At 70.9% G+C, this 6,106-nt stretch carries 6 protein-coding genes; 3 read left to right on the forward strand and 3 right to left on the reverse strand.

Annotation, left to right across the window (positions count from 1 at the left end; genetic code table 11):
- Window positions 1–392, forward strand: a 392-nt coding sequence (locus tag CCN51_RS00715) for a hypothetical protein (RefSeq protein WP_107425873.1), incomplete at its 5' end; no start/stop codon positions are given.
- A gap of 111 nt (window positions 393–503) precedes the next feature.
- A complete protein-coding gene (locus CCN51_RS00720) occupies window positions 504–1,634 on the forward strand; it encodes a questin oxidase family protein (protein ID WP_014179040.1) in 1,131 nt (376 codons plus the stop codon).
- Between the two features lie 23 nt (window positions 1,635–1,657).
- On the opposite strand, the gene CCN51_RS00725 is transcribed toward CCN51_RS00720, so the two are convergent.
- Window positions 1,658–2,461: a dioxygenase family protein gene (locus CCN51_RS00725; protein WP_014179039.1), complete on the reverse strand. Its 804-nt coding sequence runs from the start codon at window positions 2,459–2,461 to the stop codon at window positions 1,658–1,660.
- 112 nt (window positions 2,462–2,573) lie between these two features.
- On the opposite strand from CCN51_RS00725, the gene CCN51_RS00730 reads away from it, so the two are divergent.
- Window positions 2,574–3,074 (forward strand): MarR family winged helix-turn-helix transcriptional regulator, encoded by a 501-nt coding sequence (locus CCN51_RS00730; protein ID WP_043487462.1) that lies wholly within the window; start codon window positions 2,574–2,576, stop codon window positions 3,072–3,074.
- An 80-nt stretch (window positions 3,075–3,154) separates the two neighbouring features.
- Here CCN51_RS00730 and CCN51_RS00735 read toward each other — a convergent pair whose 3' ends face one another.
- Entirely contained in the window at window positions 3,155–4,663 is a 1,509-nt protein-coding gene (locus tag CCN51_RS00735; protein ID WP_014179037.1) for an MFS transporter, read from the reverse strand.
- A 246-nt stretch (window positions 4,664–4,909) separates the two neighbouring features.
- Entirely contained in the window at window positions 4,910–5,560 is a 651-nt protein-coding gene (locus tag CCN51_RS00740; RefSeq protein WP_014179036.1) for a TetR/AcrR family transcriptional regulator, read from the reverse strand.
- Window positions 5,561–6,106 lie beyond the last annotated feature (546 nt).

Consider the following 6,106-nt stretch of genomic DNA (forward strand, 5'->3'; position numbering starts at 1 on the left):
ACCCGCACCTCCGCGTCCCCCACCCCCACGCCCAGGTCCGGCTGCATCCCTCCGCGTCCTGGGTGGTCCCGCTCGTCCTGGGCATCTTCGTCGGCGGGTACGCGATCTTCATCGACCACAACGAGGGGACCCCCATCCTCCCGGCCGGCCTGCTCGGCCTGGTGGCGGCCGTGGTCGTCGGGGCGCTCTGCTATCTCGTCGGCCGGGTCCAGTCCACCCTGATGCCGGAGCTGAGGTCGGCCGCGTACGGGGCGGTCTTCGGCTGCGCCTTCGGCTTCCTGTACAGCCTGAGCGAGCACTCCGTGTTCCGCTGCTCGATGATGGGCCTCGGCGGCGGGCTCGCGATGTACGCCGCGTCCTTCTATGTCTTCCACACCCACCCAGCCGACTGAGAGCGGCTGCCAGGCCGGTGGACCGGGGCCGCGCGGCGTAGGTCCGCGGACCCCGCTCCGTACATCGCCGGACCGTTACGGGGCCCGGCGCCCCTGCCTAGCGTGGCGTGCATGGACGAAACGAGCGGCACACTCGACGAAGCACTGGAACGGCTGCACGCCACGGGCCCCGAGCGCGGCGGCTGGCTGACCAACCACGCCCCGATGGCCGTCGAGGCCCTGGCTCGGCATGGACAGGGCCCCTCGGTGCACCGTTGGCTCGACCTCTACTCCAAAAAGCTCGAGGACATGCCGACCCCGTACGCCACCGTCACCGCGGAGAACTGGCCCGAGGCGCTCGGCGACCCGCGCCGGATCGCCGACTGGACCGCGTACTTCACCCGCGAGCTCGCCGACCACCCCTGGCGCCAGGTCCTCGCCCAGTGGTGGCCGCGGCTGCTGCCCGGGATCGCCGGCGGGGCGACGCACCCGGTCATCCGCGTCGGCCACGCGGTACGCACCCTCCTCGACGAGACGCACCCCGCCGCCGACCTCCGGAACGCCGGCGCCCACTCCCCCGCCGACGAGCTCGCGACCGGGCCCCGCGCCCATGAGCTGGCCCACGCCCTCGGCTACTGGGCCGCCCGCCACGCCCCGCTGCCCCCGCTCGGCCGGCTGCCGGGGCCCGCCCCGCGCACCGCGGCCGAGGCGATGGCCGCCGTACCGCGCGTCGCGGACCAGAGCGGCGGCATCCGCGACCGGCTGGCGCAGATCACGACGTTCCCGGTGTGGCCCGGCCCCGCCTCCGGGGCGCTGGGTCCTGACCGGGCGCGCGAGCTGCTGACCGAGCTCGTACGGGCCGCCGCCCACCGCTACGCCACCCACGCCCACGGCGAGCCGATCATGCTGGTCCACGCCGCGACCGCGCCCAACGCCGTGCTGCGCACCCTGCCCGCGCTCCCCCGCGAGCTGTGGGCGACCAGCCTGGACGCGGCGTGGGCGGCGAACGCCGCGGTGCTGGCCGCGTACGCGCCGCCCACCGGCCTTCCGCACGGCGAGCTGCCGTCCGTACCGGCCGGGGCCACGCCCGCCGAGCGGACCGAGGAGATCTTCGCCCGCGCCGCCGCACACGGTGACGAGCACGCGATCAAGCTGACCGACACCGTGCTCGATGTCATGGTGACGACCGACGGGGGCGGGGTCGACGACCTCGCCGTGGCGGCGGCCCTGCGCGCATGCGCGCTCATCGAGCCGATCGCATGACCCCACGCGCGACCGCGCGACCGTCAGCCGAACTGCACCGACCGCTTGGCCAGCCCCATCCAGAAGCCGTCGATGACGCTGCGCTGGCCGCCGAGGTCGGACTCCGCGGCGCCCAGGGTGACGAACAGCGGTGCGAAGTGCTCGGTGCGCGGGTGGGCCAGGCGGCCCGCCGGGGACTTGCGCTCGAAGTCCAGCAGCGCATCGACGTCCTGGGCGTCCAGCGCCCGCTGCCCCCAGTCGTCGAACTCCGTCGACCAGCCGGGCGGCGTCGGCCCCGCGTTCCGCAGCGCGGCCAGGTTGTGGGTGAAGAAGCCGCTGCCGACGATCAGCACGCCCTCGTCCCGCAGCGGGGCGAGCTTGCGGCCGATGGCCATCAGCTCGCTCGGGTCGAGGGTCGGCATCGACACCTGGAGGACGGGGATGTCGGCGTCCGGGTACATCTCGACGAGCGGGACGTACGCGCCGTGGTCCAGGCCCCGGTCCGGTATGTCCTGGACGGGCGTGCCCGCCGTACGCAGCGTCTTGCGCACGCGCTCGGCGAGCTCGGGCGCGCCGGGCGCGTCGTACCGCACCCGGTAGTAGTGCTCGGGGAAGCCCCAGAAGTCGTACACCAGCGGCACCGCCTGGGTGGCCCCGAGGGCCAGCGGGGCCTCCTCCCAGTGGGCGGAGACCATCAGGATCGCCGTGGGCCGGGGCAGCCCCGCCGACCAGGCGGCGAGCTGACCGGGCCAGACCGGGTCGTCGGCGAGCGGCGGAGCACCGTGGCTGAGGTAGAGGGCAGGCATGCGCCCGCCCGATACGGACGAGGACGGCGTGGCGGCGGACATGGCGGCTCCCGAAGCCAGAACTTGAACTCTCAAGAATAATTTCCGGGGACCACTGTAGCCCCCAGTAGTTTAAATTTCAAGAAAGGGCTCTTACAATAAGCTCGTGGAAGCGATGACGACCCCCGCAGACGCCGAAGAACCCCGCTGGTTGACCGACGATGAACAGCACGCCTGGCAGTCCTACCTCCAGGCGAACATGCTGCTCGAAGACCATCTCGACCGTCAGCTGCAGCGCGACGCGGGCTTGCCGCATGTGTACTACGGCCTACTGGTGAAGCTCTCCTGGGCACCTCGCCACCGGCTGCGGATGACGGAACTGGCCGCGGCCGCGAAGATCACCCGGTCCCGCCTCTCGCACGCCATCACCCGCCTGGAGAAGAACGGCTGGGTACGGCGCGAGGACTGCCCCTCGGACAAGCGCGGCCAGAACGCCGTGCTGACGGACGAGGGGTTCGAGGTGCTGAAGAAGGCCGCGCCCGGCCATGTCGAGGCCGTGCGCGCGGCCATATTCGACCGGCTCACACCGGAGCAGATCGGCCAGTTCGGCGACATCTGCCGCATCATCGCCGACGGTCTTCAGCCGGAGGGCGCCGACCTCCCCTGGCTGCGCTGAAGTCAGAACTGCGGAAAGCCCCGCTCCTCCCGAAGGAGCGGGGCTTTCCACGTCGTACGGCCGGAGCCGCACCACGCGTATCAGTGCGCCATGACCGGGATCGCGTCCTCGGCCGCGCCCTCGCCGGAGCCGCTGACCGCGGAACTGCCGTCCTGCCGCCCGGCGTTGACGAAGGTCAGAGCGATCGCCGCGGCGACCACCAGGATGCCGACCGCCCACCAGATGGCGGTGGTGTAGCCGTGCACCTGCGACTGCAGTTGCAGCAGCTCGGGCGACTTGGCCGTGGCCACGTGCGCCTTGCCGTACTTCTCCCCCGCGCTGGTGGCGATGGTGTTGAGAAGCGCGGTGCCGATCGCGCCGCCGACCTGCTGCGAGGTGTTGACCATCGCGGAGGCGACACCCGCGTCACGCGGCTCGATGCCGAACGTGGACAGGCTCATCGCCGGCATGAACGCCGTACCCATACCGAGGCCCAGCAGCAGGAACCCGGGCAGGATCAGGAGCGGGTACGAGGTGTCCAGGTCGATCTGGGTCAGCAGCAGCATGCCGACCGCGGCGACCAGGAAGCCCGGGCCCATCAGCATCCGGGCCGGAACCCGGGTCATCAGCCGGGTGCCGATCTGCGTGGAGCCGGTGATCATGCCGACGATCATCGGCAGGAAGGACAGACCGCTCTTGACCGGGCTGTACCCCTTCACCATCTGCATGTAGTAGGTGAGGAACAGGAACAGACCGAACATGCCGATGACCGCCAGGCCCAGCGCCAGGTAGACGCCACCGCGGTTGCGGTTGGTGACGACGCGCAGCGGCAGCAGGGGCGCCTTGACCCGGGACTCGACGACCGCGAAGGCGGCCAGCAGCACGACGGCCGCGACGAACAGGCCCAGGGTGATGCCGGCGGTCCAGCCGTCGCTCTCGGCGCGGGTGAAGGCGTAGACCAGCGAGACCAGGCCCAGCGTGGCCAGCAGAACGCCGGGGATGTCGAGCTTGGCGGGGTTGCGGCTCTCGGCGGGCTCGCGGATCACGGAGATCGCGCCGACCGCGGCGACGATGGCGAACGGGATGTTGACGAAGAACGTCCAGCGCCAGTTCATGTACTCGGTCAGCACACCGCCGAGGATCAGACCGACGGCACCGCCACCACCCGCGATGGCACCGAAGATGCCGAACGCCTTGGCGCGCTCCTTGGCATCGGTGAACGTCACCGCCAGCAGCGAGAGCGCCGACGGGGCGAGCAGCGCGCCGAAGATGCCCTGCAGCGCGCGGGCGCCCATCAGCATGGGCGAGTTGAGCGCGGCGCCGCCCAGCGCCGAGGCGGCCGCGAAGCCGATCAGGCCGACGATGAAGGTCTGCTTACGCCCCCACAGGTCGGCGAGGCGTCCACCGAAGAGCAGCAGACCTCCAAAGGCCAGCGCGTAGGCCGTGATGACCCACTGCTTGTTGCCGTCGGAGATGTCCAGGGCGTCCTGAGCGGAGGGCAGCGCGATGTTCACGATGGTCGCGTCGAGCACGACCATCAGCTGGGCGAGGGCGATGAATATCAGCGCTTTCCAGCGCCGGGGATCGACGTACTGTGCCGTTTCAGGCATGGGTGGGCCTACCTAGCGGTGCGGAGAGTGAAAAACGGGACGTTTGACGGGCTAACGGACGTACGTAAGGAAGTGCTGGCGCAACGGACTGACACAACAACGACGTAGCGGCGCACCGGAACGTGACAACGCGCGGCGGCGCTACGGGTGGTTTCTGCCTACGGGCCGTTACTGACGACGAAAAGACTGACTGGCGAACGAACGGGAATTAATCGGTCCAGGTCACCGGACGACGCGTGATGTGTGTCACGGGCGACGCTTGAGATCCTCCAAAGTGGCGGCGGAGCCGGACAGTACGGAGCGCCCCGGGGCAGCCAGTCCGTCCAGGAACAGCTGTAGGTGCCGGTGCACAAAGATGTCGAAGTTCACACAGGCTCCGCCGGGCAGCGGCCTGGTGAGCTGAGTCAGGGCGACCATCAGATCACCGACGTCGATGTCGGCGCGCAGCTGGCCGGAGTCGCGCCCGGCGGCCATCAGGGCGCTGATGGCGCCTTCCAGGCGCGTCTGCGCGGCAATGTGGTCAGGGTGCTCCTTGTTGATGCCGTCGGAGAGCAGCGGGCACAGTGCGCCGACGCGCTCCTCGGCCGCCGCGTGCACAAAGCGACGCAGCGCCGCGAAGGCGTCGGGCTCCTCCGCCAGGGCGACTTCGGCCTGGTCGGCGATGCGCTCCATCACCGAGACGGTGACATGATGCACCAGCTCGCCGCGGTCCGCGAAGTGCCGATAAAGGGTGGCATTGCCGACCCCCGCCCGTCGAGCGATTTCATCGAGCGAGATCTCGGCCCCTTGCTCGACGAGGACCTCGCGGGCCGCCGCGACGATCCGCTCCCTGTTGCGCAGGGCGTCGGCGCGCAGCCTGGGCCGCGCGGGCTGGGCGGTGGCGGTCACGGCTCCCACGACGGCACTCCTTCCGGCACGAAGATTCGGCGTTCAACATTTCCGGGGACTCGGTCCCCGTTTCGTACATACGGTTAAACGGGGAGACCGTCCCCGGAAATTTCGCGAGCGGAGGTGACCTGCCTCACACCTGTCCGGCGGCCAAACCGCCCGGACGGAGCAGCCTTTTCCCTCTTCCGGCCGCACCCCACGGGCGCCCGGACGGGCGCCGCCACACGGTGGACTCGCCATGAAGCACTCACGCGAGACGCCCCGGAAGCACTCGGGCGAGATCACCGGAAAGCGCTCGGGCGAGACGACCCCGAAGCGCTCAGGCGAGACGGCCCGCCAGCCCTCGGGCGAGATGACCGGGAAGCGCTCAGGCGAGACGCCCCGCCGCCGAGCGCGTGGCCGAGCTCGCCATCGAGCGCGTCACCGGATACCCCAGCGTATGCGCCACCGCGCGCACCACCGAATACGCAGGCCCCGCCGGGGCAGCGCATTCGCCGTGGCCGCCGTGGTCACCCTGGCCACGGCGGCCGCCCCGGCAGCGGTCCCCGGCACGCC

It is taken from the genome of Streptomyces milbemycinicus, assembly GCF_002154605.1.
Taxonomy (GTDB): domain Bacteria; phylum Actinomycetota; class Actinomycetes; order Streptomycetales; family Streptomycetaceae; genus Streptomyces; species Streptomyces milbemycinicus.

Coding starts and splice junctions, on each gene's coding strand:
- CCN51_RS00720 (WP_014179040.1), top strand. CDS start 504: ATGGACGAAACGAGCGGCACACTCGACGAAGCACTGGAACGGCTGCAC.
- CCN51_RS00725 (WP_014179039.1), bottom strand. CDS start 2,461: ATGTCCGCCGCCACGCCGTCCTCGTCCGTATCGGGCGGGCGCATGCCT.
- CCN51_RS00730 (WP_043487462.1), top strand. CDS start 2,574: ATGACGACCCCCGCAGACGCCGAAGAACCCCGCTGGTTGACCGACGAT.
- CCN51_RS00735 (WP_014179037.1), bottom strand. CDS start 4,663: ATGCCTGAAACGGCACAGTACGTCGATCCCCGGCGCTGGAAAGCGCTG.